Origin of the sequence: uncultured Aquabacterium sp. (genome assembly GCF_913773725.1) — a bacterium.
In the GTDB taxonomy this organism is placed as follows: domain Bacteria; phylum Pseudomonadota; class Gammaproteobacteria; order Burkholderiales; family Burkholderiaceae_C; genus Aquabacterium.
In genome coordinates this window covers 1-26163 of sequence record NZ_CAJYGK010000007.1, presented here as the reverse complement: position 1 = coordinate 26163, position 26163 = coordinate 1, and the positions used below count along the sequence as shown (strand labels likewise).

Annotated in this window: 24 protein-coding genes; 20 read left to right on the top strand and 4 right to left on the bottom strand. The window is 61.3% G+C overall.

Annotated features, from left to right (window positions below):
- Window positions 1–123: 123 nt before the first annotated feature.
- Complete coding sequence (locus tag QZ709_RS00445) at window positions 124–1530, bottom strand: sulfatase-like hydrolase/transferase (RefSeq protein ID WP_294635460.1); 1407 nt, start codon at window positions 1528–1530, stop codon at window positions 124–126.
- 108 nt (window positions 1531–1638) lie between these two features.
- Window positions 1639–2025, bottom strand: coding sequence for a diacylglycerol kinase (locus tag QZ709_RS00440; RefSeq protein WP_294635459.1), 387 nt, complete (start codon window positions 2023–2025; stop codon window positions 1639–1641).
- Between the two features lie 322 nt (window positions 2026–2347).
- Here QZ709_RS00440 and QZ709_RS00435 point away from each other — a divergent pair, with 322 nt between their 5' ends.
- Window positions 2348–3310: a glycosyltransferase family 9 protein gene (locus tag QZ709_RS00435; protein ID WP_294635458.1), complete on the top strand. Its 963-nt coding sequence runs from the start codon at window positions 2348–2350 to the stop codon at window positions 3308–3310.
- Complete coding sequence (locus QZ709_RS00430; RefSeq protein WP_294635457.1) at window positions 3307–4278, top strand: glycosyltransferase family 9 protein; 972 nt, start codon at window positions 3307–3309, stop codon at window positions 4276–4278. Before QZ709_RS00435 ends, QZ709_RS00430 begins: the two co-directional genes overlap by 4 nt.
- Here the strand turns inward: QZ709_RS00430 and QZ709_RS00425 are convergent.
- The gene (locus tag QZ709_RS00425; protein ID WP_294635456.1) at window positions 4263–4547 is read right to left on the bottom strand and encodes a hypothetical protein; all 285 of its coding nucleotides are present in this window, start codon (window positions 4545–4547) and stop codon (window positions 4263–4265) included. The genes QZ709_RS00430 and QZ709_RS00425 overlap by 16 nt on opposite strands.
- 6 nt (window positions 4548–4553) lie before the next feature.
- On the opposite strand from QZ709_RS00425, the gene QZ709_RS00420 reads away from it, so the two are divergent.
- The 13 genes from QZ709_RS00420 (at window position 4554) to QZ709_RS00360 (ending at window position 18790) form a co-directional block, all read left to right on the top strand.
- The gene (locus QZ709_RS00420; RefSeq protein WP_294635455.1) at window positions 4554–5351 is read left to right on the top strand and encodes a glycosyltransferase family 1 protein; all 798 of its coding nucleotides are present in this window, start codon (window positions 4554–4556) and stop codon (window positions 5349–5351) included.
- Between the two features lies 1 nt (window position 5352).
- On the top strand, window positions 5353–6192 hold the full coding sequence (locus QZ709_RS00415; RefSeq protein WP_294635454.1) for a DUF5672 family protein: 840 nt from the start codon (window positions 5353–5355) through the stop codon (window positions 6190–6192).
- Entirely contained in the window at window positions 6180–8288 is a 2109-nt protein-coding gene (locus QZ709_RS00410) for a glycosyltransferase (RefSeq protein WP_294635453.1), read from the top strand. The genes QZ709_RS00415 and QZ709_RS00410 overlap by 13 nt, the downstream gene beginning before the upstream one ends.
- Window positions 8289–8313: 25 nt before the next feature.
- A complete protein-coding gene (locus QZ709_RS00405; protein WP_294635452.1) occupies window positions 8314–9633 on the top strand; it encodes a hypothetical protein in 1320 nt (439 codons plus the stop codon).
- A gap of 111 nt (window positions 9634–9744) precedes the next feature.
- On the top strand, window positions 9745–10341 hold the full coding sequence (locus tag QZ709_RS00400) for a DUF4254 domain-containing protein (protein WP_294635451.1): 597 nt from the start codon (window positions 9745–9747) through the stop codon (window positions 10339–10341).
- 15 nt (window positions 10342–10356) lie between these two features.
- Entirely contained in the window at window positions 10357–11319 is a 963-nt protein-coding gene (waaC, locus tag QZ709_RS00395) for a lipopolysaccharide heptosyltransferase I (RefSeq protein ID WP_294635450.1), read from the top strand.
- Window positions 11320–11349: 30 nt separating this feature from the next.
- The gene (locus QZ709_RS00390) at window positions 11350–13080 is read left to right on the top strand and encodes an ABC transporter transmembrane domain-containing protein (protein ID WP_294635449.1); all 1731 of its coding nucleotides are present in this window, start codon (window positions 11350–11352) and stop codon (window positions 13078–13080) included.
- Between the two features lie 182 nt (window positions 13081–13262).
- Window positions 13263–14987 carry a type IV-A pilus assembly ATPase PilB gene (gene pilB, locus QZ709_RS00385; protein WP_294635448.1) on the top strand — a complete coding sequence of 575 codons (1725 nt, stop codon included), beginning with the start codon at window positions 13263–13265 and terminating at the stop codon, window positions 14985–14987.
- A gap of 34 nt (window positions 14988–15021) precedes the next feature.
- On the top strand, window positions 15022–16245 hold the full coding sequence (locus QZ709_RS00380; protein WP_294635447.1) for a type II secretion system F family protein: 1224 nt from the start codon (window positions 15022–15024) through the stop codon (window positions 16243–16245).
- A 7-nt stretch (window positions 16246–16252) separates the two neighbouring features.
- Window positions 16253–17128 (top strand): A24 family peptidase, encoded by an 876-nt coding sequence (locus QZ709_RS00375; protein ID WP_294635446.1) that lies wholly within the window; start codon window positions 16253–16255, stop codon window positions 17126–17128.
- Window positions 17110–17751 carry a dephospho-CoA kinase gene (coaE, locus tag QZ709_RS00370; RefSeq protein ID WP_294635445.1) on the top strand — a complete coding sequence of 214 codons (642 nt, stop codon included), beginning with the start codon at window positions 17110–17112 and terminating at the stop codon, window positions 17749–17751. The genes QZ709_RS00375 and coaE overlap by 19 nt, the downstream gene beginning before the upstream one ends.
- Window positions 17752–17769: 18 nt before the next feature.
- Window positions 17770–18528: a cell division protein ZapD gene (gene zapD / locus QZ709_RS00365; RefSeq protein WP_294635444.1), complete on the top strand. Its 759-nt coding sequence runs from the start codon at window positions 17770–17772 to the stop codon at window positions 18526–18528.
- Window positions 18529–18550: 22 nt separating this feature from the next.
- Window positions 18551–18790 (top strand): DNA gyrase inhibitor YacG, encoded by a 240-nt coding sequence (locus QZ709_RS00360; RefSeq protein ID WP_294635443.1) that lies wholly within the window; start codon window positions 18551–18553, stop codon window positions 18788–18790.
- Window position 18791: 1 nt separating this feature from the next.
- Here QZ709_RS00360 and QZ709_RS00355 read toward each other — a convergent pair whose 3' ends face one another.
- Entirely contained in the window at window positions 18792–21254 is a 2463-nt protein-coding gene (locus QZ709_RS00355; RefSeq protein WP_294635442.1) for a ligase-associated DNA damage response DEXH box helicase, read from the bottom strand.
- A 134-nt stretch (window positions 21255–21388) separates the two neighbouring features.
- Here QZ709_RS00355 and QZ709_RS00350 point away from each other — a divergent pair, with 134 nt between their 5' ends.
- The 5 genes from QZ709_RS00350 to QZ709_RS00330 are packed head-to-tail and all read left to right on the top strand — an operon-like array spanning window position 21389 to window position 26117.
- Window positions 21389–22471 (top strand): hypothetical protein, encoded by a 1083-nt coding sequence (locus QZ709_RS00350; RefSeq protein ID WP_294635441.1) that lies wholly within the window; start codon window positions 21389–21391, stop codon window positions 22469–22471.
- Between the two features lies 1 nt (window position 22472).
- Window positions 22473–23255, top strand: coding sequence for an ABC transporter permease (locus QZ709_RS00345; protein ID WP_294635440.1), 783 nt, complete (start codon window positions 22473–22475; stop codon window positions 23253–23255).
- A complete protein-coding gene (locus tag QZ709_RS00340) occupies window positions 23252–23902 on the top strand; it encodes an ABC transporter ATP-binding protein (RefSeq protein WP_294635439.1) in 651 nt (216 codons plus the stop codon). The genes QZ709_RS00345 and QZ709_RS00340 overlap by 4 nt, the downstream gene beginning before the upstream one ends.
- 3 nt (window positions 23903–23905) lie before the next feature.
- Entirely contained in the window at window positions 23906–25690 is a 1785-nt protein-coding gene (locus tag QZ709_RS00335; RefSeq protein WP_294635438.1) for a glycosyltransferase family 1 protein, read from the top strand.
- A complete protein-coding gene (locus tag QZ709_RS00330) occupies window positions 25680–26117 on the top strand; it encodes a glycosyltransferase (RefSeq protein ID WP_294635437.1) in 438 nt (145 codons plus the stop codon). Before QZ709_RS00335 ends, QZ709_RS00330 begins: the two co-directional genes overlap by 11 nt.
- Window positions 26118–26163 lie beyond the last annotated feature (46 nt).

Below are 26163 nucleotides of genomic sequence, written 5' to 3'. Positions count from 1 at the left end.
GCTTCATGGCTACAGAATTTGCAAGAAAGCGCGGGGCTGGTATTTGTTTCCTTGCAAATATCGCACCACACTTCAGCCGAAATCGCGCTGCATATCAATGGGTTGCAAGTTGTTCAGGGTGGACTATCCAGTCCAACTGACGCCCACCGCGCGCTGAACAACGCGATTGAGGTGCGCGATGTCCAGTGCCTGCTTTCGGGCTCCCCGTGACCCGATTGAGTCACCCTCTCGACCACCACCCGCGCTTATGTGGTTCAGCGCGAACCACGTCTGCCATTTCTGAGGGCCATCCAGTTCGATCGAGGTTCGATGATCCCCGAACCACGCCAGCAACCAGGCCTGGCCACTGCGCTGGCTCGACACTGAAAGCTGGTCCTTCAGCCAGCGATAGTCTCGCGCCGAGTGCCGCAAGCGTTCAATATAGTCCGCCCGCGGATCGTCACGCTTGTGCGGCCCGTGCTGGTTAATGGTCAATACGTAGATAAAATGAGGTCGATTACCCTCGACCTGATCTGCGGTTTTCAGCGCCTCCATGAAAAAAAATCGATCTTCGGTTCGCCAGCTTTTCACCCCCAGCTCGTCCCCCGAGATGATTCGATCAAAGCCGACACTCCTGTACCATTTTTCCGAATTTCGGAAGTTTCTCCGACTGGGGTAGACCACCGTGGTGACATAGCCGCACTCCTTGAGAAGCTGGGGCAGCGTCTTACGAAAGCGCCCAACAAGGTGCAATTGCGGGAAAATGTTGTTCCCGGAGAGCAGCACATGCGGGAACCCCGTAATCCAGGCGAATTCTGAAAGATGGGTTGTCCCCCCGACCACATGGACTCTCAACGGACCGGCATCCACATCGCCCTGGAAAAAATCGGACAAGTTCGGATCCATATCGACATCAGACGGAAGAAATGTGGATTCTTCCAAGATCATGAACACGTTTTTCTTCACCTCGGGACACTGAGGCGCCATCTGGAACGGCGCGGAGGCCAAGGAGGAATCGAGGCTCGGAGGCGCCTGGAAAAACGTGGAAATGAAGGACAGCACCGAGGCGGATTCGGGGTTTACCGCGGTAATCCCGGGCTTTTCAGCGTAGCTTCTGACGTGCACGAAGACAAGGATGGCCGCCAAGGCAGTGCCCATCCGTGCCACCCAGCGCCCTGAAGAAAGCCCCGCGCGCAGAAAAAAGAAAAAAAGACCAACATGCAGAAAAATGGTCCCGGCCGCCGCCGGATACTGTTGAACCAGATCCCACACTTCCCCCACCGTGGCACCGGCCAGATCCTGCGCCTGCAAAGGTTGCTGCAGGTAATGCTCCTTCAACGCGGTCGCACCTCGCACCCCCGAATAAGCCCATAAGGCCAACAGCGCGCCCGAAAGCAATCTTCCCGTCAGCGTGAAGCCACCAAGAAAGAGAAGCACTGCCAACGCGAGGACCTCGTGGACAGGATGATTTTTGGCTTCAAGGTGGACAAGTCGCTCAAGAATCAAAACACCTGTCAAAACCGCCGCCACGGCGGCGCCCTTCCCCTTCATAAGTCTTCTCATTCTTTTTCCAGCTCACTAGGTGCGAAGCTGGCCACCGACAGCCGCCATAAGAAACATTCGCGTAAATTAGAGAAGCCCTCCCAGGGCCTCCTGCGTTCACGTTGCCAGACGCTCCCAAAGCGCCATGCCCCACACCCCGCCGCAGAACACCAGAGTGAGGTGCACAGCCGCGCTGCCGTAATCCTTCGCCCGTTTGGCCAGTTCGTGCCACTCGAATGACTGTCGATCCACTACAGCCTCGATCGCCGAGTTCAACAACTCCACCACCAGCACAAGCACCACGGAGAGCAACAACACACCGGTCTCCAGCCAGGTACGGCCCAGCCAGAATGCCAGCGGCACCATGAGCACCGCCAGCAGGGACTCCTGCCGGAATGCACTTTCATGGCGAAACGCTGCAAACAGCCCCTCGTAGGAGTAAAGGGTAGCCCACCAGACGCGGCTCAGGCCAGTGCGGGTTTTATACGGATTGGATTGGGACATCTCAGGCACACCAAGCATTCGTCAGATCACGGCCGTGCTCGTCGTGGCCATCCATCAAGCGAGACAGCATATGGGACCGCTCCATCGAGAGTGGCACGCAACCGCTTGAACTCGCCCTCAGGGGAGGCAGAAGCACAAGGAAGGAAGCAAGCGAGAGGAGAACCGCGGGCTCAGCAGCTCTTTGGGTTCCCTTCTTTTTTTGCTTGAACAACATATAAATGTTACTTGAATCATCTTTTCGTCACAGGAGGCGCGCCCCGCCGACGCGCCTCCTGCATGCTCCCCGGCCGCCTCTGTGTGCTCGCTGGCACAATCTCACGCGATGTCTGCCACCCCGCCCGCCCCTCACCCGCGCCCTCTGATCGTCCGCCTGTGCAACATGGTGGGCGACGTCGTCCTCGGCCTCCCTGCGCTGCACCTGCTGCAGTCCCATGGCTGGGACCTGCACCTCTATGGCAAGGGCTGGGCGCCCAGGCTGCTGGCGGGCGAAGGCTGGGCCTGCACCACGCGGGCCGGCTCGCTCGGTGAGCGCATCGCGCAACTCAAGGCCCTGCGCGCGCAATGTCGCGCTCGGGACGCGACGTTCGACCAGCGCACCAACACCCTGGTCATGCCCAATTCGTTTTCCAGCGCCTTCGAGCTGCGCTGGGCCGGCCTGCGCCCCGCGGGCTACCGGGGCGATGGCCGCAGCCTGCTGCTGAGCCCGGCCTGGCGACGCGATCCCCCCGGGCACGCGCTGGAAGGCTTCTGGGGACTGGCCTGCCGGCTCACCGGCCACCGCGGCGCGCCCCCCGATCACATCGCACTCAAGGTCAGCCAGGCCGACCAGGCCGAAGCCGACCGGCTGCTGGCTGCGCAGGGCGTGGCACCCGGCTTCATCTGCATCGTCCCTTACGCCGCGGGCGACGTGGATGGCAAGGACAAACGCTGGCCCGACTTCGCCGCCTTCACCGAGGCGCTCGCCCAGCGCACATCACAACGCATCGTGACCTGCCCCGGCCCGGGCGAGGAAGACGTGGCCCGAGCCCACCCGGCCGCGCTGTGCCTGCCCAAGCTGGGGCTGGGCACCTACCTCGGCGTGCTCAAGCGAGCGGGCCTCGTCGTATCCAACGACACGGGGCCAGCGCACATGGCGGCCGCGGTCGGCACCCCGGTGCTCAGCGTGCTGGGGCCGACCAAGCCCGGCCAGTGGCGCCCCTGGGGGCCCCAGAACCGCATTGCCACCGGCCGCGAGGGCCGACTCTGGCCCACGGTGGACGAGGTGTTGCGCGAGGTGCAGTCATGAGCACCGCCACTGGCCAGGCCGGCAAAGGCCCGCTGATCGTCCGACTGTGCAACTGGGTGGGCGAGGCGGTCCTGTCGCTGCCCACACTGACCATGCTCGAGCAGCAGGGCTACGAGCTCCACCTGATCGGCAAGCGCTGGGCACAGAGCCTGTTTGCCGGGCACGGATGGACCGTGCACGTGCGGCCGGCTCGCCGGGGCGACGCCATCCGTCAACTCAAGGCCCTGCGCAAGGAGCTCAGCCTGCGCGACCCCGGCTTTGCCCGCCGCCCGAACTACCTGCTGTTCACCAGTTCGTTCTCCAGCGCGCTCGAAGGCCGGCTGGCCGGCCTGCGCCCTGCCGGCTACGACCGCGACAGCCGCGGGCTGCTGCTGGCCCACCGCGTGCCCTACATCGCCGGCCTGCACGCCGCAGACGACTACTGGCGCATCGGCACCCACTTTGCGCGGGTGGCCGAGGCGCGTTCTGCCGCGCTGGGCCTGCAACCCAGCGCCGAGCAGAGCGCCCAGGCGCGCGCACTGCTGGCCGCCAACGGCCTCGCCGGCGCCGACTTCGTGATCCTCTGCCCCTTCTCCGGCGCGGCCGACACGACCGGCAAGAAGCTCTGGCCACCGTTCCCCGAACTGGCGCAGCGGCTGCAAACGCAAGGGCTGCAGATCGTGCTGTGCCCGGGCCCCGGCGAAGAAGCACAGGCCCACACGCAGTACCCCGGCGCCGTCATGCTCGAAGGCGTCGACCTGGGCACCTATGCTGCGTTGACCCGCCTGGCCCGCTGCACCGTATCCAACGACACCGGGCCCGGTCACCTGGCCGCCGCTGCGGGCGCACGGCTGGTGAGCGTGCTGGGCCCGGATGCGGCCGACATGTGGCTGGCGCAAGGCGAGCACGTCACCCTGCTGCGCCCGGCCGCTGGCTGGCCCAGCCTGGAAGACGCCCTCACCGCGGTCCACACTCAGGTGCGCACATGACCCCGGCGCAGCCCTTCCACATCGCCCTGCAGTTCGGCCACATCCGCCACTTCAATGAAGGGCTGGCCGAATTCTCTCGACAGCTGGCGATGCAGTTTGCACGCCTGGCCCCTCAGCTGAAAGCCGAACGCAACTGGCACTTCCACTTCATCCTGCCGGCCCAGTGGCACGGCCTGTTCGGCCCCGACGTTCAGTATCACGAACTGAGCGACAGCATGCGCCTGCGACACCGCTTTCCGGTCGACCTCGATGTCTGGCACGGGCTGCATCAACACATGCGCTACCGCCCGCCCGTCAACAGCAGGCGCAACATCATCACGGTGCACGATCTGAACCACGTGTACGCCAAGAAAGGCCTGAGCCTGTGGTGGCAGAACATGCGGTTGACGCGCCACCTGCGACGGGCTCATCAACTCGTCGCCATCAGCCAGTTCGTGGCCGATGACATTTGCAAACACCTTCCGTGGGCGCCGCCTGCCACGGTCATTCACAACGGCGTGGCCGACCTGACGCTGGTGCCGCAGGAGAAGCCGCCCGGCTTCTCTCTGACGGAAGGCGACTACCTGCTGCACATCAGCCGCATGTCGCCTTCGAAGAACGTCGGCAGCCTGATCGAAATGGCGGCGGTGTGGCCCGAGCAGGACCTGCTACTGGTCGGGCCGAGCAGCCCGGAAGTGCAGAAGCACCAGGAACATGTCGCCCGACTCGGCCTGCGCAATGTCCACTTCCTGCTGGACGTGACCGAGGCGCAGAAGGCCTGGTTGTATGCGCATTGCAAGGCGTTTCTGTTCCCGTCACTGCTGGAAGGGTTCGGGCTGCCGCCGATCGAGGCGATGTATTTCGGGAAGCCGGTGGTGGTGGCAAGGGCAACCTCGTTGCCGGAGGTGTGTGGGGAACGCGCGGTGTACTGGACGGATTTTACTCCGGCATCCATGAAAACAGTCGTGGTTCAAGAACTCATGCATCCGTCAACTGAAGAAAATGAACACATACAACTCACTGACCGGAGCTGGACCACAGCGTGCGAAAAGTATGCCAAGACATATCACAACTCGCCAGGACGCGCCAGTTAAGATGATCGACCTCCGCGCGGTAACGCTTATTTGCGTCGACACGGTAAACCCTAATCTCGCGATCAAGGCGATGCACAAATGCCTCTCTTCGGCAACTTTTGGATCTGCGGTTCTTGTCACCAAGAAGAATCCTGAGATCGCTGCAATTAGCCCACAAATACATGTTATCGAGACGGGCGAGATCCGCAATATCGAGGATTACTCGACATTCATAATTAAATCAATAGAGCCGCTTACAAACACATCACATGCCCTCATTGTTCAGTGGGACGGATTCATTCAAAGTGCCGAAGCGTGGGACCCTTGCTTCTTAGACTACGATTACATCGGCGCAACTTGGCCTCAATACAGAGACCGAATGAGAGTGGGCAACGGAGGGTTTTCGTTAAGATCAAAAAAGCTATTGCTCGCCCTACAAGACCCCGCAATCAAAGCTCACAACCCAGAAGATGAGTGCATAACGCGAAAATACCGCACATATTTAGAAAGCAAACACGGAATATCGATCGCACCAGAAGCAGTCGCAGACCGATTTTCGCAAGAACGAAAAGAACTGCCGTTTGATTCGTTCGGCTTTCACGGTCTCGCGCGCCTAGCCCGCACATTACAGAGACGGGAACTTGAAGAACTGGTTGATGAGTTGCCACCATCAGTGTTTAAGTCAACAGAAGCGAGGGGCTTCATTAAGAACCTACTCGACCTGGGACAACTGGACCTCGCAAAACGCGCCTTTTGCAAGCGAACGCAATATTCCCATCATGCCACGATAAAAGAAAAAATAGGAAACATTCGCCTCAAAGCAAGGTTAACTTTCAAAGAAAAAACAAAATGGGACCGCTAATCATCATTCCGTTCTACAAAAACGAGCATCTGGTAGGGCGCCTCTGCCAATCACTTGAAGCTATTGCGCAGGAGTTGATCGAGCACGATTGCTCAATTGCCATGATCAACGACTCGCCAGAGCACACTGCACTGGCGCGGGAAATAAAACTCTGGCAAACCCGTATCACGAACGCAGGCATTGATGTCGTCGTCTTCACCAATGAAAAGAACGAAGGTTTCATCAAGTCAACCAACAAAGGCTTGATTCATGCGGGAACTCAGTTTCGAGACGCAATTCTCTTGAACTCGGATACCTACGTTTTCCCCGGCCTACTCAGAGAGATTTTTGATGTCGCAAAAATAGACCCCATGATCGGGTTTATATGCCCACGCTCGAATAATGCGACAATCCTAACTTACCCACCGGACGGTTCTGGCGCCGCGCTCTCTCCACAGGAAGCCTTTGCACTGTACAGAAAGTCTGCACATTTCTTGCCGAAATATGACTACCTACCCACCGGCATAGGATTCTGCCTCTACATAAAAAAAACCGTTATCAAGGATTTTGGATTTCTCGACGAAATATACGGCAAAGGCTACAACGAAGAGAACGACTACATTATGCGAGCAGGGCGATGCGGCTATCGTGCCGCTGTCGCGAACCATGCATTTGTCTGGCACGAAGGCGAGCAATCATTCACAAAATCCAACGACTCTCGGCAGGTATTGGATCGGCAAAACAGAGCAATACTAGACTCTCGATACCCCGAGTACTCCAAGCTTGTCTGCGAATTTATTGAATCAGCCAACTATCAGAGCTGGAAGGCCGTTAGCAAGCTGAGCGCATCCAAGACCGACGAAATATCAGCCCTCATCGACTTTTCGCAGATGAGTGAGTTTCACAACGGGACCAATGAGGCCGCGAAACGCATTCTTTTATCCATAGTCGACCGCTGGCCAGAAAACATTAAGATATCCCTTGCAATCAAGCAACATGTCGCAATCGCACATAAAATTTCCGACATAAAGACCGTCAACATTATCGACGCAGACGGGCCAGATTGGGGCATACACGCCTTTGCGTTCCGGTTCGGTCAATTATTCGACGATGTCAGCGCGTTTAAACTTTTCGAGTCGAGCTGCGTTGTTTTGAACTTCATGCTCGACACAATTGCGATGGATTGCGGACAACTTGCAGTAAGATTCAATAGAGACTTATGGCAAATGGCATGCGACGTATCTGACGTGATATTCACAAACTCTTCGTTCACCGCGAGCCAGATAAGTCACAGGTTCGATCTAACCTCCCGGTGCGAGCTTCGAGCACTTCTTCATTCAACTGACCCTCGTGACTACTTTGCCCCCCTAAGGCAGGCGACGCATCAACCACAGGACACCGAATACATACTCATTTTTGGAAACCATTACCCACACAAATTTGTCTCTCAAGCGTGCAGGGCGATTTCGCAGTCGCTCCCCAACGAGCGAATTGTCTGTTTTGGTGTCCGCGGGCCCAACTATGGAAATGTGAAACACGTCGAAAGTGGAGCTTTAAGTGAGCAGGCGATTGAACGCCTCATAAATAACGCGAAGCTGCTTGTATACCCGAGCCACTATGAGGGATTCGGTCTCCCATTGATGCATGCGATATCACGCGGAAAAAACATTATCGTACGCGACCTGCCTGTCTACAGGGAAGCGCTTGAGCAAATTAACCCATCCGTAACCGGGGTGCAATTCTTCCAGTACACCGACCAGATACCCGAACTTATCCGAATCGTGTTGCATTCGGAATCTCAACGGGGTTTTATCGAGAACCGGTTCGAATACACCTCTCGAAACGACTGGTCACACACTGCGGATGCAATACTTCGAACCGCTCTAGAAAAAATTGAATCTTTTGATTCAGCGAACCTCCGGCAAAGGCTCCGGAGGGTGCGCCTCGAGCGGCACAGGCATCAAGTTCGGAAGAATTCATCAGCAGGGAGAATACTAGAAATTAATTCAGCAGTGCGGGCGGGACCGCTTGGGGCGGTTCTGAATATAATAAGGGAGAAGAATCGGAATCGACTCGCCAAACGAAAGGCAAGGCGGGCAAGTCGATCGGATATGTAAATCCGCTGAACTACGTCGTCCGGAAATGAGCGAACCTACACTTGGGATGATTTGGGTCGCCGGCGTACCTGTCGCGTGCGCTGCGACCTTGGCCACGATTTCCGCGGTGGGCCAGCGTTCGCCGGAACGGTACTCCGCTTCTGGCTTGACCATCTGCCTCGTACTGTTTCTAGTCGGGGCTATGCTGCGGACCACCTACGCCTTTGTAACGCCGGACTATTATGCTCCGGACGAACAATCGCACGTAAACTTTGTTAGATACCTTGCGCGCGAGTGGACGTTACCCGTTCAAAAGAACCTCACTGGAAGCCCAGGAAATGACTGGGAGTATTATCAACCACCTCTTTACTATACCATAGTAGCTGCCATCAAGGCAGCCCTCGCATCGTCTCATCAGACTCCAAATGACGTCCTTATAGGTAGGCTGGTTTCGATATTATTCTGGGCCACCTCAACGGCCGTCACCGCACGGACTCTTTTACATATTAAGGCCCCTGAGTGGCAACGTCTTTTTGTCGTCGGACTTCATGCGCTTTTACCAAGTTACATCACGTTATCCTCGTCGGTAAACAATGACAACCTCGCGATTTTGCTGTTTTCCTGCTACATCTTAAGCGAGATTGCCGGACCAGGCTCCAAAATGAAGACGTTGCGATCATCTGCGCTGATCGGTTGCATTTTCTGGACAAAGCTAACCGCCGTTGTTGCTGTTTTCTTTTTCCTGGCCGTGCGTATCTCAAGAATCGAACGAAGGGATTGGCGCCCCACTCTTTTAGATGTTGCTCTCGGCGCGGCCGTAGCAGCAGCGATCTGGTCGCCTCTTGTTGCAAGAAACCTGATGGTCTACGGCAGCGTCACCGCTGAAGACATCGCGAACGTGCCTAGAACCTGGGCAACAACAGCGGAAGGCTTTCTAGCGACGATGAAGTACATAAGCGTCTCGTTCTGGGCAACCGCAGGTGTCTACAACAACATCAAAGGAAATTTTTATTTCCTCGGCTCTGTGCTTACGGCACTTTCGACGATTGGCTGGATTAAGTACTGGCGCCACAAAACCAAAGAAAGGACGGCACCCTTTTTTGCGAGTGAATCATTCCCGTTTTACTCTGCGCTCGGCGTCAACTTCCTCCTTGTCATTCGCTTCGGTCTTAAGTACGACCAAGGACAAGGTCGATTTCTATTCCCGATGCTTACCGCCGTTGGTTTATTCCTTTCAGGCGGCATAGCTCACCTGTGCAAGGCGCGCAGACCAAAGCAGAGCACCCTATGGCTCGCAATGCTTGGCTTTATCCTTTGGGCCACCTCTTTCGTTTTTTACGCTATGTCCAAGGCTCCCCGTCAGTAGGATTACAATCGTTTTGCGTTTTGAGATATGACTATGGTTAGCTTCGAATCTCTTGGAAAGTCAGTTGCCTTACATCACGATGACGCGCTCAGCGCCACGGGCGCTCCCCCAGTGGCTGAGCCCGAAGCCTCACGCGGCACCGACCGACAGGCCCTGCTGTGGCAATGGATCGCCACCAACCACTTCTACAACAGCTCGCTCTGGGCTGAGGAAGACCTCGCCCGCCGCACCACCGTCAGCAGCGACGAGATCGCGCAGAACAAGCGTGCCATCGACAAGTTCAACCAGGCCCGCAACGACGCCACCGAGCGCGTCGACGAGATCCTGCTGACCGAGCTGGGCCTGGTCGACGCCGCCTCTGCCCAGACGGATGCCCCTGTGGCGAAGGTTCCCGCTGGCGCCCGCCTCAACAGCGAAACCGCCGGCAGCATCATCGACCGCATGTCCATCATGGCGCTGAAGATCCACGCCATGCGCGCCCAGACCGAGCGCACCGATGTGGACGACGCCCACCGCGCCAGCAGCCAGGTCAAGCTCGACAAGCTGCTGCAGCAGCGCGCCGACCTGGGCCGCTGCCTGGACGAGCTGATCGCCGACACCCAGGCCGGCCGCGCCTACTTCAAGGTCTACCGTCAGTTCAAGATGTACAACGACCCGCGCTTCAACCCCGTCCTGGTGGCCGAGCAGGCCGCGCAGGCCAAGGGCTGAACCCAGCCGGGCCGCATGCGCATCCTCATCGTCAAGACCAGCTCCATGGGCGATGTCGTCCATGCGCTGCCCGCGGTGTCCGACATCGCCCGCGCCTTCCCCGAGGCCCAGATCGACTGGCTGGTCGAGAAAGGCTTCGCGGCCATGCCGCAGCAGCACCGGGCCGTGCGCCGCGTGATCCCGCTGCAATGGCGCAAATGGCGCAAGAGCCTGCGCTCGCCCGAAACGCGCGCGGCCCTCTCCGCGTGGCGGGCCGAGATGGGCCGCGAGCCCTACGACCTGGTCATCGACATGCAGGGCCTGGTCAAAAGCGCGCTGTTCGCCTGCTTTGCCCGGGGGCCGCGTGCAGGCTATGACTGGGGCAGCGCGCGCGAGCCGCTCGCCACGCTGCTCTACCGGCGCAAGGCCACCGTGTCCCGCAGCCTGCACGCGGTGGACCGCTGCCGGCAACTCGCCGCCGCCCTGCTGGGCTATCCGGCCCCCACCACCCCGCCGGATTTCGGCCTGAAAGCGGCCCCCGACGCCTGGACGCCCGGACCCGGCCCCTTCGCCGCCCTCATCCCCTGCGCCAGCCGGCCGGAAAAGCTGTGGCCCGAGGCCGATTGGGTGGCTGTCGGGCAGGCCCTCAAGGCCCGTGGCTGGCAGGTCGCCGTGTTCTGGGGCAGCCCCGAAGAAGAACAACGCGCTCACACCATCGCCCAGGCCATCGGGGGCGCCGTGCCGCCCTTCCTCACCGTGGCCCAAGTGGCAGACAGCCTGGCGCAGGCCCAGGCCGTCGTCGGGCTGGACACCGGCATGAGCCACCTGGCGGCCGCCCATGGCCGCCCCACGGTGGGCATCTACTGCGACCACGAACCCGGCCTGGCCGGGCTGCGCGGCGCCGGTGCGGTCATCAGCCTGGGCGGCAAGGGCCAGGTCCCCAGCCGGGAAGACGTGCTGAAGGCCCTGGCCACCGTGGTGTCAGAATCGCAGGTTTGACCGCCTGACCGAGGCCTCTGCCCGTCACCCATGGACTTCTCTGACACCTACGCCCGCCTCAAGGGCTACCTCAAGCCGCAGTGGAAGCAGATCGCCGTCGCCGTCGGCTTCTTTCTGCTGAGCTCGGCCATCGAGCCGCTGGTGCCGGCCCTGTTCAAGAAGCTGATCGACTCGGGCTTCCAGGAAGGGCTGAAGTACCCGATCTGGGTCGTACCGCTGGTGATCATCGGTCTTTTCCTGGCGCGGGGGCTGTTCAACTTCGCCGGCACCTTCGTGATGAACTACGCCACCTCGGCCATCGTGCTGAATCTGCGGCGTGACCTGATGAAGGCGCTGCTGCGCGCCGACGCGAAGCTGTTCACCACCATCAGCCCTGGCATTGCCGTCGCCAAGGTCATCAACGATCCACAGCACGCTTCCGGGGCGCTGGGCAGCTCGGTCATCGCCATCATCCGCGATGCCTCGACGCTGATCTTCCTGGTCGGCTACCTGCTTTACCTGAACTTCCAGCTCACCTTGCTGGCCTTTGTGACCATGCCGCTGCTGGGCATGAGCGTCAAGCTGATCCGCAAGCGGCTCAACCGGGTGGGCGAAGCCACCTACCTGGCGCAGCAAAAGCTGGTTGCCACCGTCGACGACAACGCCCGCGCCTGGCGGGTGGTGCGCACGTTCGACGCCGTGGACTTCGAGCTCGGCCGTTTCGAGCACGACGCCGTCCACCACCGTCGCATGACCATGAAGCAGGTGGCCACCTCGGCCCTGGTCACTCCGGTGACGCAGGTGCTGGCAGCCGTGGGGGTGTCCATCATCCTGACGCTGGCGATCTGGCAGGCCGCCCAGGGGTCATCGACCGTCGGTGAGTTCGTGTCCTTCATCACGGCGCTGCTGATGACGATCTCGCCACTGCGCCACCTGACCGACATCTTCACCCCCATCAGCGGCGCGATGATCACGCTGCGTGGGGCATTCGAACTGATCAATGCCCCGCCGGAGCCGGACAACGGCACCAAGGAGATGCCGACCTCTCGCGGCGACATCCGCTTCGAGCAGGTGCGCCTGCAGTACGAAGGGGCCAGCAACCCGGCGCTCGACAACCTGGACCTGCACATTGCGGGCGGCGAGACCATTGCGCTGGTCGGCGCCTCGGGCGCAGGCAAGAGCACGGTGGTCAGCGCCCTGCTGCGCTTCGCCCACCCGGACAGCGGGCGCATCACGCTGGACGGCGTCGACATCGAAGACCTGAAGCTCGCCAGCCTGCGCCGTCACTTTGCGGTCGTTTCCCAGGACATCGTGCTGTTCGAGGGCTCCATCGCCCAGAACGTGGCCTATGCCAGCCCGGCAGGCCTGGACCGAGACAAGGTCGAGCAGTGTCTGCGCGCCGCCAACCTCTGGAACCACGTGCAGACCCTGCCTGACGGCATGGACTCGGCCATCGGCACCAACGGCAGCAAGCTGTCGGGCGGACAGCGCCAGCGCCTGGCCATCGCGCGCGCACTGTACCGGGACGCGGCCATCTGGATCTTCGACGAGGCCACCTCGGCGCTCGATTCGGAATCCGAAGCCGTGGTGCAGCGCTCCATCGAAGACCTGCGCGGCAGCAAGACCCTGATCCTGATCGCCCATCGCTTGAGCACCATCCGCAACGCCGACCGCATCTACGTCATGGCAGACGGCCGTGTCGCCGAACAGGGGGACCACGCGAGCCTCATGGCGCAAGGTGGGATTTACGCCGGCATGGTGCGGATCCAGTCCGCGAACTGAGCCTCCCCGGCTGACGGCGCTTCACCCCGGCGCTGCGCGTGAACTCCCTAACAGGGGAGGTTTCTCCCAACAATTGCGCGGTTTACAGGGGCAGTCAATTGGCAGATCATCTGCTGCTCAACTGGGCGAGGTGCATGCCGACCTGACTCGCTGCCCCATCGCTTGACCGTACTGCACTCAACATGGCCGATTCCCTCCTCGCTGAAGCCCCGGGTTCCCTTTCTGGCGTGGCGCGCGTGCTCGTCAACGCCGGCAAGCTCGACGCCAAATCGGCAGAGTCGCTCACGCGGACAGCCAAGGAGCAGAAGCGCAGTTTCGTGAGCACGCTGGTCAACAGCGGGGCGATCCAGCCGGCCGACCTGGCCCACACCCTGTCCAAGGCACTGGCCGTCCCGGTCATGGACCTGGCGGCGGTGGACGTCGAGCGGCTGCCCAAGGGCGTCATCGACCGCAAGCTGTCGGCGCAGTACCAGGTGCTGGTGTTGTCCAAGCGCGGCAACCGCCTGTTCGTGGCCGGCGCCGACCCGACCGACCAGGAAGCGATCGAGCGCATCAAGTTCGCCACGCAGCTGACCCCGGAATGGGTCATCGTCGAGCATGACAAGCTCGTCAAGCTGCTCGACGGCCTGACGGCCAGCGCCGAGGAACAGCTCGCGGCCATTGCCTCGTCCGACTTCGAGTTCGATGTCACCGACGAAACCTCGCAGCCACAACAGGAAAGCAACGAGGTCACCTCGGAAGTGGAAGACGCGCCCGTGGTGCGCTTCCTGCAGAAGATGCTCATCGATGCGATCAACGCGCGCGCTTCCGACCTGCACTTCGAGCCCTACGAATACAACTACCGCGTGCGTTTTCGCGTCGACGGCGAGTTGCGCGAGGTCACCCAGCCACCGGTGGCCATCAAGGACAAGCTGGCTTCGCGCATCAAGGTCATCTCCAAGCTGGACATCGCCGAGAAGCGCGTGCCGCAGGACGGCCGCATGAAGCTGAAGTTCGGCACCAAGGCCATCGACTTCCGCGTCAGCACACTGCCCACGCTGTTCGGCGAGAAGATCGTGATCCGTATCCTCGACCCGTCCAGCGCCAAGCTCGGCATCGACGCACTGGGCTACGAGCCGATCGAGAAAGAGCGCCTGCTCAACGCCATTCAGCGACCTTACGGCATGGTGCTGGTCACCGGGCCCACGGGGTCCGGCAAGACGGTGTCGCTCTACACCTGCCTGAACATCCTGAACCAGCCTGGCGTGAACATTTCCACGGTCGAAGACCCGGCGGAAATCAACCTGCCAGGCATCAACCAGGTCAACGTCAATGACAAGGCCGGCCTCACCTTCTCGGCCGCGCTGAAGGCCTTCCTGCGTCAGGATCCGGACGTGATCATGGTCGGCGAAATCCGCGACCTGGAAACCGCCGACATTGCCATCAAGGCCGCGCAGACCGGCCACATGGTGATGTCGACGCTGCACACCAACGACGCGCCCACCACGCTCACGCGGCTGATGAACATGGGGGTGCCCCCGTTCAACATCGCGTCCAGCGTGATCCTGATCACGGCCCAGCGCCTGGCGCGCCGGCTGTGCGACAACTGCAAGGCCCTGGCGGATTACCCTCGACAGGCGTTGCTCGATGCCGGCTTCAAGGACGACGACCTGGACGGCACCTGGAAGCCGTATCGTGCCGTTGGCTGTTCAGCCTGCAACAACGGTTACAAAGGGCGCGTCGGCATTTACCAAGTCATGCCCATCAGTGAGGAAATACAACGCATCATCCTCAGCCAGGGCACCGCGATGGACATTGCCCGACAGGCCAAGCAGGAAGGCGTGCGAGACTTGCGCGAATCGGGTCTGGTCAAGGTCAAGGCCGGACTCACCTCCCTCGAGGAGGTGATCTCGGTGACCAACGAATAAGCAGTGACGCCCGCGCGTCTTGGAGTTCCGACAGATGGCCACGGCAGCAGCCAAGAAATCCGCCCCCCAGGAATTTGTCTTCGAATGGGAAGGCAAGGACCGCAACGGCAAGGTCGTGCGCGGTGAGATGCGCGCGGGCGGTGAAGCCATGGTGGGCGCCAGCTTGCGCCGCCAGGGCATTCTGGTCAACAAGGTGAAGAAGCGCCGCATGAGCGGCGGCGCTTCGGTCAAGCCCAAGGACATCGCGATCTTCACGCGCCAGTTGGCCACCATGATGCGTGCCGGCGTGCCCCTGCTGCAGTCGTTCGACATCGTCGCACGCGGCAGCACCAACCCGAAGGTCACCAAGCTGCTCAACGACATCCGCTCGGACGTCGAAACCGGCACAAGCCTGTCGATGGCCTTCCGCAAGCACCCGCTGTACTTCGACCATCTGTACTGCAACCTGGTGGAAGCCGGTGAAGCGGCCGGCATCCTGGAAACGCTGCTCGATCGCCTGGCTACCTACCAGGAAAAAACGATCGCCATCAAGCAGAAGATCAAGTCGGCCCTGACCTACCCCACGGCCGTGCTGGTGGTGGCCTTCATCGTGGTCGCCGTCATCATGATCTTCGTGATCCCGGCGTTCAAGGAGGTCTTCACGTCCTTCGGCGCCGACCTCCCGGCCCCCACGCTGTTCGTGATGGGCATGTCCGAGATCTTCGTGAGCTACTGGTGGGCCATCTTCGGCTCCATCGGGGGCGCGGTGTACTTCTTTCTGCAGTCGTGGAAACGTTCCGAAGCCATGCAGAAGAAGATGGACCGGCTGCTGCTCAAGGCCCCGGTCTTCGGTGACCTGATGTTCAAGTCGGCCGTGGCCCGCTGGACCCGCACGCTGTCGACCATGTTCGCTGCGGGCGTGCCGCTGGTGGAAGCGCTCGACTCCGTCGGCGGCGCCTCGGGCAACGCCGTGTTTGCCGAGGCCACCGAGCAGATCCAGAAAGACGTCTCCACCGGCACGGGCCTGACCACGGCCATGCAAAGCACCGGCCTGTTCCCGGTGATGGTGCTGCAGATGGCGTCGATCGGCGAAGAGTCGGGCTCGCTGGACCAGATGCTGGGCAAGGCGGCCGACTTCTACGAGCAGGAAGTCGATGAGGCCGTGAAGGCCCTCTCGAGCCTGATGGAGCCCTTCATCATCGTGTTCCTGGGCACGGTGATCGGCGGCATCGTCGTGTCGATGTACCTGCCGATCTTCAAGCTGGGTCAGGTGGTGTAATCGCGGGATGCCGTTCGATCTCGCTTTCCTCGACCTCCTCCTTGATCCCTTGCTGACTCCGTGGGGCCTCGCCCTGGTGGGGTTGTGTGTGGGCAGCTTCCTCAACGTGGTGGTGCACCGCCTGCCCAAGATGATGGAAGCGCAATGGCGTGCCGATGCGCACGCCATGCTGGAGACGGCCGAGCCTGCCGCCGACGGCCCCGCGCTGTCGCTGTCGAAGCCGGCGTCGCGCTGCCCGGCGTGCGGCCACCAGATCCGCTGGTATGAAAACATCCCGCTGCTGAGCTGGTTGGCCCTGCGCGGCAAGTGCTCTGCCTGCGGCACGCGCATCAGCGTGCGCTATCCGCTGGTCGAGGTGGCGACCGGGCTGCTGTTCTGGCAAGCCGGCGTGCTGGTGAACTTCGCGCCCACGGCCCTGCTGTGGTGCGGCTTCATGGCCATGCTGCTGGCCGCGGCGCTGATCGACTGGGACACCACGCTGCTGCCCGACAGCCTCACGCAGCCGCTGACCTGGGCAGGCCTGATCGTGGCGGCGCTGGGCTGGAACCTGCCGCTGAAGGACGCGCTGTGGGGTGCCGTGGCCGGCTACCTGTCGCTGTGGAGCGTGTACTGGCTGTTCAAGCTGGCCACTGGCAAGGAGGGCATGGGCCAGGGCGACTTCAAGCTGCTGGCGGCCCTGGGCGCCTGGCTGGGCGCCCCCATGATCCTGCCCATCGTGTTGGGGTCGTCCATCATCGGCGCGGTGGTGGGCATTGGCATGAAGGTCTCGGGCCAGCTGCGCGAAGGCGTGTATGTGCCGTTCGGGCCGTTCCTGGCGGGCGCCGGGCTGGTGGTCACACTGGCCGGACAGGAGACCGTGCTGGGATGGCTGGGATGGGCCTGAGCCCTCCTCCCCGCCTGACCATCGGGCTGACGGGCGGCATCGGCAGTGGCAAGTCCACGGTCAGCCAGATGCTGGTGGACCTGGGCGCCCACCTGGTCGACACCGACGCCATCGCCCGCGCCCTGACCCTGCCGGGTGGCGCGGCCATCCCTGAAATCACGCGGCAATTCGGCCCGGAGCTGATCGACGCGCAGGGCGCGATGGACCGCGACCGCATGCGCGAGATGGCATTTGCCGATCCGCTGGTGCTCAAGCGCCTGGAGGGCATCCTGCACCCCTTGATCGGCGCGCACGCGGACGCCCACGCCCGCCAGGCCGCCCCCGAGCAACATGTGGTGTTCGACGTGCCGCTGCTGGCCGAATCGGGCCGCCGCTGGAAGGACCGCGTGGACCGGGTGCTGGTGATCGACGCCTCGCCGGAAACCCAGATTGCGCGCGTGATGGTGCGCAATGGCTGGCCACGCGAAGCCGTGGAGAAGGTGCTGGCGAAGCAGGCCGATCGCGCGCTGCGGCTGTCGCTGGCCGACCACGTCATCGTCAACGACGGGCTGACCCTGCCGCAACTGCGGACCGAGGTCGAGAAGCTCTGGCGCTTGTGGAACAATCTCACGGATGGCCCGTGAACCGCAGCAGGTGGCGCATTGATCCTTTACGAATACCCTTTTGGTGAGAGCATCCGCACGATGTTGCGGCTCGAGCACCTGTTCGACCGCCTGGGGGTGCTGATCTGGCGCGAAGACCCGGTGGACCACCACTTCGCCCTGGCGACGCTGTTCGAGATCATGGACGTGGCCTCGCGCGCCGACCTCAAGAGCGACGTGCTGCGCGACCTCGAGCGCTACAAGGCCCAGTTCATGGCCTACCGGGGCAACCCGGCCATCCACGAAGCCATGCTGGACGAGGTGCTGTCGCGCATCGAGCGGGCCCACAGCGGCCTGAACCAGCTGCAGGGCAAGGCAGGCCAGGCGCTGGCCGCCAACGACTGGCTGATGAGCATCCGCAGCCGCATCAGCATCCCGGGCGGCACGTGCGAATTCGACCTGCCTGCCTACTACGCCTGGCAGCACGAGCCGGCGGCCAAGCGCCAGGCCGACCTGCAGCAGTGGGTGGCCACGATCGCGCCGCTTGCCGATGCCCTGAAGGTGATGCTGGGCCTGCTGCGCGATGGCGGCCATCCGCACATGGTGGCGGCCCCCTGCGGGCAGTTCCAGCAGCAGCTGAAGGACAACCGCACTTATCATCTGCTGCGCCTGCGCATCGACCCGGCCCTGGGCCTGGTGCCCGAGATCAGCGCCAACCGCCTGATGGTCTCCATCCGCCTGATGCGACCGGATCAGGACGGCAAGCTGCGCGTGGCCTCGGACACCGACGCCGGCTTCGAACTCACTCTGTGCGCCTGACCCCGCGCTGCGGCCTTCTGCCATGAACGACACCGACCGCCCCGACGCTGGCGCCCCGCGCAAACCGCTGGAAGTGCGCTGCCCCTCCTGTGGCGAGATGCACCTCTACAGCACCGACAACCCCTATCGCCCCTTCTGCAGCAAGGGCTGCAAGGCGATCGATCTGGGCGCCTGGGCCAGCGAGGAATACCGCTTCGAAGCCAAGCCGACCCGCGACGAGTTGCTCGAAGACCTGATGGACGGCGACGAGCCGCGCCACTGACTCACCGGGGCACCGCGCCCATCGCTTTCAGGGCCCGAGCCACGCGGTCGGACAGCTTTTCCGTACTGAGCCGCTCACGCAAGCGCTCCACCATCAGCGGCAGGCTGAACGGGCTGGGGCTGCGCAGGTCGACCAGGTCGATGCGCCGTGGCTGCAAGGCGGTCAGCGCCTCACGCAGGCGGACCACGTCCAGCTCCTGCGACAGCACCTCTTCCTGTGCCTGACTCAGCAGCCGGTTGCCGGCGTCGTACTGCTGGAACACCTCGTAGAACAGGCTGCTGGAGGCCTGCAGCTGCCGCGTGCTCTTCGGCGCACCGGGGTAGCCGGTGAACACGAGTCCCGCCACCCGGGCAATCTCACGAAAGCGCCGCCGCGCCAGCTCGGCCGCGTTCAGACTGGCCAGGATGTCGTCCAGCAGGTGGTCGGGCGACAGGGCGGCGCGCAAGCTGGCCTCGTCCACCGGCACCGGCTCGGCACTCAGGAGCTCCAGCCCGTAATCGTTCACCGCCAAGCTGAAGGTGTTGGGCTGATGCCGGGCCAGCCGCCAGGCCAGCACGGCGCTCAGCCCCTGATGCGCCAGTCGGCCAGCGAACGGGTAAAGCCACAGGTGGTGCCCCTCGCGCGACGTGAAGCGCTCCACCAGCAACCGGTCGCTGCGAGGCAGGTGCGAGATGCGGGCCTGGGCCTCGAGCATGTCGCGCGCGGCCTGCATCTCGGGCTCGTGCCAGGCGCGGTCCTCGGCGGCCTCGTCGAGCAGGGCCATCACGGCCCGCGCCATCTCGCTCGACAGCGGCATGCGCCCGCCCTGCCAGCGCGGCACACTCGGCCGGCGGCCCTCGGCTCGGCGCACGTAGGCCGTCATGTCCTGCACGCGCACGAACTCCAGCGTGCGCCCGGCAAAGACAAAGCAGTCGCCCTTCTTGAGCCGCGCAATGAAGCTTTCCTCGACCGAGCCCAGCTTGGGGCCGTTCAGGTAGCGCACCTGCATGCTCGCATCGGACACGATGGTGCCCACTTGCAGGCGGTGTCGCCGTGCCACCAGCCGGCCGGGCTGGGTGTGCTCGGCCACGCGCCACACACCGTGCTCATCGGGCGCAATGCGGTGGTATTCAGGATAGGCTTGCAGGCTGTCGCCGCCGCGGGCCGCAAAGTCCAGGCACCAGTCGAAGGCCTCGCGCGTCAGGGCGCGGTAGCTGTGGGCACGGCGCACCTCGTCGAACAGGGCATCGGCCTGAAAGCCGCCCCCCAGGGCCACCGTCACCAGGTGCTGCACCAGCACGTCCAGCGGCTGATGGGGCGCCTGGCGCTCTTCCACCTGCCCGGCCTGCGCGGCCCGACGCACCGCCGCCGCCTCCACCAGCTCCAGTGTGTGGGTGGGCACCAGCGTCACCCGGCTGGTGCGCCCGGGCGCATGGCCGCTGCGCCCTGCGCGTTGCAGCAGGCGGGCCACGCCCTTGGCCGAGCCGACCTGGATCACGCGCTCGACCGGCAGGAAATCCACGCCCAGGTCCAGTGACGAGGTGGCCACCACCGCCTTGAGCTGCCCGGCTTTCAGGCCCGATTCGACCCAGGCGCGCACGTCGGCATCCAGCGAACCGTGGTGCAGGGCCACCAAGCCGGCCCAGTCCGGTCGGGCCTCCAGCAGCAGCTGGTACCAGATCTCGGCCTGCGAGCGGGTGTTGGTGAAGACGAGCGCGGTGCCGGCCTGGTCCAGCTCCTGTGCGAGCTGGGCCACCATGGGCGCGCCCAGGCGGCCCGCCCAGGACAGGCGGCTCTCGGCCTCGGGCAGCAGGGTGTCGATGACCAGCGACTTGTCGACGCGACCCTGGATCAGGGCGGGCTCGGGCGCCGTGGGCACGCAGGGCAGAAGAGCCGCCAAGGCCTCGGCCTGGTTGCCAAGGGTGGCGCTTAGGCCCCACACCAGCAGATCGGGGCGCCAGGTCGTCAGCCGCGCGAGCGCCAACTGAACCTGCACACCCCGCTTATTACCCAACAGCTCATGCCACTCATCGACAACCACCGCATCTAGATGGGCAAAGAGGTCTGCCACATCTGCCCGCGTCAGCAGCTGGCTGAGCGATTCGGGTGTCGTCACCAACGCGTGCGGCCACGCCCGCTCTTGCCTAGACCGCTCGCTGGGCAAAGTGTCTCCCGTGCGCACCCCCAAGCGCCAGCCAACCTGCAACTCCGTCATCGGGGTGCGAAGGGCCTCGGCTGTATCGGCAGCCAACGCCCTCATCGGAGTGATCCACAGCGCACGCAAACCAGCCTTCGTGGACTGATGCCCGCTGCATGCGTCGACTTGGTCCTGTGCGCGCAGTAGCACGCCGCCCCATACTGCCAAGGTCTTGCCTGATCCGGTCTGAGCATGAAGCAAACCCGATTGGCCGCTGCGCATAGCGCGCCAGACAGCTTGTTGAAAGGGAAATGGCGCCCTACCCTTGGCAAGGAGCCACCTCTCCATCGCTGTTTGCGGGATTGAAGCTACAACAGTTTTCACGGCCACTGCCATCGTACGTTGCGGCGAGCAGAACGACACCTTATGTCCCTTAGACTCGCTTCACATTTTTCACGTAACTCTCGTCACGATCAGTGGACATGAAGGTCAATCGCTTGTTCCTGGCGTGTGTGGTGGCCCCCACACTGCTGTCTTCCGTCTACTACGGGCTGATTGCCTCCGACGTTTACGTCTCCGAGTCGCGCTTTGTAGTACGTGCGCCCGAACGCCAAGCCACGTCGGCGCTGGGCCTGGTACTCAAAGGTGCGGGCTTCTCACGCTCTGCCGATGACGCCTACGCAGTGCACGACTACATCATGTCGCGCGATGCGCTTCAGGCCCTGAACGACAAGCTGAAGGTTGGCGACAAGTTCGCGTCGCCTGATGTTGACCGCATCAGCCGATTTGCCGGCCTGGATGGCGACAACAGTTTCGAAGCCCTGCACCGCTACTACCAAAAGCGTGTAGACCTGCAGCTCGACAGCACCTCATCCATTGCCACGCTGACAGTGCGAGCCTATTCGGCCGATGACGCGGTGAACATCAATCGCCTGCTTCTTGAGCAGAGCGAAACGCTGGTCAACCGGCTCAATGAGCGCGGGCGGCACGACCTGATTGACGCGGCGCGCCAAGAAGTGGCCGAGGCAGAAGCTCGCGTCAAGAAAGCGGCGGTGGCCCTCTCTGATTTCCGAAACACGAGATCGGTCGTCGACCCCGAAAAGCAAGCCACCGTCCAGTTGCAGCAAGTGGCCAAGCTGCAAGAAGAGCTGATCGCCAGCAAGACGCAACTGATCCAGCTGCAGAGTGTCACGAAAGAGAACCCTCAGATCCCCGTGCTGAAGCGACGCATAGAGTCGTTGCGAGACGCGATTGAGGAGGAAACGAAGAACGTGACCGGGGGCTCCGCTTCGCTGGCCAACAAGGCTTCAGCCTATCAACGACTGGCCCTGGAAAATGACTTTGCGGCCAAGCAACTGGCGGCCGCCATGGCGGGACTGGAGCAGGCGAAAAACGAGGCCATCCGTAAGCAACTCTATTTGGAACGGATTATTGAGCCGGGCAAGCCGGACATTGCCATCGAGCCGAAGAGGCTCAAAGCAATTGCTGGTACGCTTCTGTTCGGTCTCATGGCGTGGGGCGTTTTGAGTCTGTTTGTTTCCGGCATCAGAGAGCACGCAGACTGAGATGCGCGACATCTTCTCATCCTTGCTAGTTCAGCGCCGGGTCATCGGCGCGCTACTCATGCGGGAAATCATCACCCGATATGGTCGGCACAACATCGGCTTCCTGTGGCTATTCATTGAACCGATGCTTTTCACCCTCGGCGTGACGGCATTATGGACAGCAACGCGCTCCACACACGGCTCCACGCTGCCGATTGTGGCCTTCGCCGTGACTGGATATTCGACGGTGCTGATGTGGCGCAATTCAGCCACGCGGTGCTCCAAAGCGATCGAGCCGAATTTGAGCCTCTTGTACCACCGCAATGTCAGGGTGCTCGATATCTTTTTGTCCAGAGTGACCCTGGAGGTGGTCAGTGCCACGGCGTCGTTCATCGCTCTTGCCTTTTTTTTCATCGCAACGGGATGGATGGAGCCGCCTGCGCGGCTTTACGAAATGCTCGTGGCATGGTTGCAGCTAATTTGGTTTTCTGGGGCACTCGGCCTGTTCGTCGGTGCGCTGTCAGAACGATCCGAAATATTCGAGCGCATCTGGCACACCTTAACTTATCTCATCTTCCCGCTTTCTGGCGCTGTCTTCATGGTTGACTGGCTACCCAGCAAGGCGCAGGAATACGTCCTCATGATTCCCATGGTCCATGCTGTCGAGCTGGTGCGAGAGGGATACTTCGGTTCGCAGGTCATCGGCCATGGCAGCCACGGATTTTTAGCCACATTCAACCTTGCTCTGACCTTGATAGGGCTGCTGATGACGGCAGACGTTAGCAAGCGGGTGGAGCCAGAATGAGCATTTCTCTGCTAAACGTCTCGAAGCGGTATGGAACCCGCTCGGGCATGAAAACGGTTCTCAATCGTGTCTCACTGAATATTGGCCCAGGGGAGAAGGTCGGCATCCTGGGCCGCAATGGCGCGGGAAAATCGACGTTGATCCGCATGATCAGCGGCGCCGAACGCCCAAGCGAGGGGCAAATCTCCAGAAAGATGTCGGTATCGTGGCCCCTGGCTTTCGGGGGCGCCTTCCAAGGCAGCCTCACCGGACTTGACAATTTGCGCTTCATCTGCCGCATCTATGGTGCCGATATCGAAAAAGCAATCCCATTCGTCGAAGATTTCTCAGAACTTGGCCCGTACCTCAAAGAGCCTGTCAAAAAGTACTCTTCCGGCATGCGGGCCCGCCTAGCATTTGCACTTTCAATGGCTGTTGACTTTGACTGCTTCCTCATTGACGAGGTGATCGCTGTCGGAGACAGCCGGTTTCATGCAAAGTGCGAAGAAGAACTATTCAGAAAAAGAGGCGACAAGGCCATGATTATCGTCTCGCACGACCCCCACTACATCAGAATGCATTGCAGCAAGGCTTACATACTGCAAAGCGGCAACATCAGTCATTTTGATTCGATTGATCAAGCATTCGAAACTTATAGCGCCATCTAAAACATGCAAAATATTCTCATCGAAGGTTGGGTTCTTCTTCCTCCGGAAGAGGGCGCTGGTGGTGCGGGTCGACACTTTCATACCTTGCTGTGCCAATTGAACAAGCGACGCGACGTCAACATCACGGTCACCACGTCACCCCGAAACCTCCATTTGTTCTCTCCGTACCAAAACATTGAAACGGCGACTTTTGTCGATCTCTCGCCCGAAAACTATCGAGCCCTGTTCTCCTGGGCGGACGTTTTTTTCTCGCCGCTGAACGGGCTATGGCCCCGGTTCATCCCGGACCGCCTGCCTGTAGTCAGTTGCATACATGACCTGCAGCACCTCGTCGCACCCGCGTTTTTTGACAAGCCAATGTGGCATGCCCGAAACCATGACTATGGCTTCGCCATTCACCGATCAGATCGTCTCGTCGCCATTTCGGAGTTCGAGAAAAACAACCTTTTCACCCATTTTGGCAAGCGGGACGTTGATGTCATTCACCACAGTGGGTACCTGGCCGACCACATTGGAGACCCTGCGCACAATGAGCTGCTATTGAAGCAGCTCGAGGGCGAGGACTATGTCCTCTACCCGGCCATTCCATGGCCCCACAAGAACCACACCAACCTGCTTCACGCTTGGAGCATTTTTAGCAAAAAACAATCGGGGAAAAAGGTCAAGCTGCTGCTCACGGGTGCTCTGGAGCACGGGCATATAGCCAAAGGCATCACCGACGAAATCAAGCGACTTGGGCTCGACCATGATGTGATCGTGGCAGGTTTCCAGGATGATGGCACGCAGGCTCGGCTGATCGCCAACGCCAAACTGTTGCTGTTCCCGACCTTGTACGAGGGCTTCGGGATCCCAGTGCTTGAAGCCATGCAGCTCGGTACGCCGGTACTCGCATCCCGCCTGCCGTCCATCGTCGAGTTTGGTGGCACGACGATCGAGTACATCAGCGACCCTTACAACCCGTATGCCATTGCTCAAGATCTGATTTCGGCACTTGGCAACTGGTCAACGCTCAAGAAGAGGGCAACGCAAGCCAAAGAGTTGGCTCTTCAAACATACTCTTCTGAGAACATGGCTCAGAAGACGCTGGACTGCCTGCGACAAGCCGTTCAACAGAAACAGAAGGGCTATACAGACGTATTCTCGATTGGCAACACATCTGGTGTCATCAAGCCTTCTATTGCAGGTATTGTCCGCATCGAAAGCAGTGATGCCGGCAGCCTGAGTTCGGCTACTGGCCTTCAGTCACTGAAGGCCAAAGTCAGCGCGCTCAGGCGCGTGATGGACTCCGTGTTCGTTTTTGCCTCAGACAACCTGCCGGACGAAGTCAACTCGCGCTTGCTCACGCTGTGTGTTGACAATCAAGCGCAGATGCGGGTGTTTTCAGAGTCGATGCCATCAGGCTTGGCCTCGGGTCTGGAGCACCTGTTTGCCGTGAGCAGCGTCCCAGACTACATCTACCTGACAAAGTGGGACCGCCAAGAGCCCTCTGCGAGCGAGTTGAAAACGGCCCTCACGGAACTCAACTTCTTCCCGGATCTGGGGGCCACGCTCCTACGATCAGATGGGGGTCGCCAGTTCTCTCGGATCGTTCGGCCCTTGCCACAACTTGAGGCTCACGAGCACTATCTCAAACTCAAGAGTGACCCTATCACGCCCTTTGACGGGTGTATCGTGCGCACGGCGACCTTCAAGGAGCATGGCTACCCAGGGAGCTTGAGGTTCCTCGCAGGGTTCATCAACCACGTTTCCTTCATCGAGTGCCCGACTGGAGAAGGCCATGAGCATTGAGAAATGGGTCGGCGTGGTCGTCCCGGTTCGCAACCGTATCGAGCGCACTCAAAGGTTTCTGGAGCAGTTCTCCCGCCAGGACCATCCCCATTACCGCCTGTATTTCGTGGACTCCAACTCAACTGATGGCACACGAGCATGGTTGGAGCAGATAAAGGGCCCCCGCTTGACGTGGATCGAAGCGGGCGATGAGGACTACTGGACTGGCGCCACCAACAGAGGCATTGAGCAAGCTTTGAGAGATGGCTGTGAGTTCGCGCTCACCATCAATGATGACTCCGTGCCCTCTACCGACCTACTGAGCCGACTGCTGAAGGCACAGGCTGCACATGATCACGACATCCTAGCAGGCTGCGGAAATACCCAACAGCCAAGTCCACGCCCCAGTGGCGTGATGCGTTATCAGCGTAGCACCTCAACGACCTGAAGCGACACCCACCATGCGCGGCGCCGACACCTTCACCGAAGGCCTG

Coding starts and splice junctions, on each gene's coding strand:
- QZ709_RS00445 (WP_294635460.1), bottom strand. CDS start 1,530: ATGAAGGGGAAGGGCGCCGCCGTGGCGGCGGTTTTGACAGGTGTTTTG.
- QZ709_RS00440 (WP_294635459.1), bottom strand. CDS start 2,025: ATGTCCCAATCCAATCCGTATAAAACCCGCACTGGCCTGAGCCGCGTC.
- QZ709_RS00435 (WP_294635458.1), top strand. CDS start 2,348: ATGTCTGCCACCCCGCCCGCCCCTCACCCGCGCCCTCTGATCGTCCGC.
- QZ709_RS00430 (WP_294635457.1), top strand. CDS start 3,307: ATGAGCACCGCCACTGGCCAGGCCGGCAAAGGCCCGCTGATCGTCCGA.
- QZ709_RS00425 (WP_294635456.1), bottom strand. CDS start 4,547: ATGCAGCCCGTGCCAGACATCGAGGTCGACCGGAAAGCGGTGTCGCAG.
- QZ709_RS00420 (WP_294635455.1), top strand. CDS start 4,554: ATGCGCTACCGCCCGCCCGTCAACAGCAGGCGCAACATCATCACGGTG.
- QZ709_RS00415 (WP_294635454.1), top strand. CDS start 5,353: ATGATCGACCTCCGCGCGGTAACGCTTATTTGCGTCGACACGGTAAAC.
- QZ709_RS00410 (WP_294635453.1), top strand. CDS start 6,180: ATGGGACCGCTAATCATCATTCCGTTCTACAAAAACGAGCATCTGGTA.
- QZ709_RS00405 (WP_294635452.1), top strand. CDS start 8,314: ATGAGCGAACCTACACTTGGGATGATTTGGGTCGCCGGCGTACCTGTC.
- waaC (WP_294635450.1), top strand. CDS start 10,357: ATGCGCATCCTCATCGTCAAGACCAGCTCCATGGGCGATGTCGTCCAT.
- QZ709_RS00390 (WP_294635449.1), top strand. CDS start 11,350: ATGGACTTCTCTGACACCTACGCCCGCCTCAAGGGCTACCTCAAGCCG.
- pilB (WP_294635448.1), top strand. CDS start 13,263: ATGGCCGATTCCCTCCTCGCTGAAGCCCCGGGTTCCCTTTCTGGCGTG.
- QZ709_RS00380 (WP_294635447.1), top strand. CDS start 15,022: ATGGCCACGGCAGCAGCCAAGAAATCCGCCCCCCAGGAATTTGTCTTC.
- QZ709_RS00375 (WP_294635446.1), top strand. CDS start 16,253: ATGCCGTTCGATCTCGCTTTCCTCGACCTCCTCCTTGATCCCTTGCTG.
- coaE (WP_294635445.1), top strand. CDS start 17,110: ATGGCTGGGATGGGCCTGAGCCCTCCTCCCCGCCTGACCATCGGGCTG.
- QZ709_RS00360 (WP_294635443.1), top strand. CDS start 18,551: ATGAACGACACCGACCGCCCCGACGCTGGCGCCCCGCGCAAACCGCTG.
- QZ709_RS00355 (WP_294635442.1), bottom strand. CDS start 21,254: ATGGAGAGGTGGCTCCTTGCCAAGGGTAGGGCGCCATTTCCCTTTCAA.
- QZ709_RS00350 (WP_294635441.1), top strand. CDS start 21,389: ATGAAGGTCAATCGCTTGTTCCTGGCGTGTGTGGTGGCCCCCACACTG.
- QZ709_RS00345 (WP_294635440.1), top strand. CDS start 22,473: ATGCGCGACATCTTCTCATCCTTGCTAGTTCAGCGCCGGGTCATCGGC.
- QZ709_RS00340 (WP_294635439.1), top strand. CDS start 23,252: ATGAGCATTTCTCTGCTAAACGTCTCGAAGCGGTATGGAACCCGCTCG.
- QZ709_RS00335 (WP_294635438.1), top strand. CDS start 23,906: ATGCAAAATATTCTCATCGAAGGTTGGGTTCTTCTTCCTCCGGAAGAG.
- QZ709_RS00330 (WP_294635437.1), top strand. CDS start 25,680: ATGAGCATTGAGAAATGGGTCGGCGTGGTCGTCCCGGTTCGCAACCGT.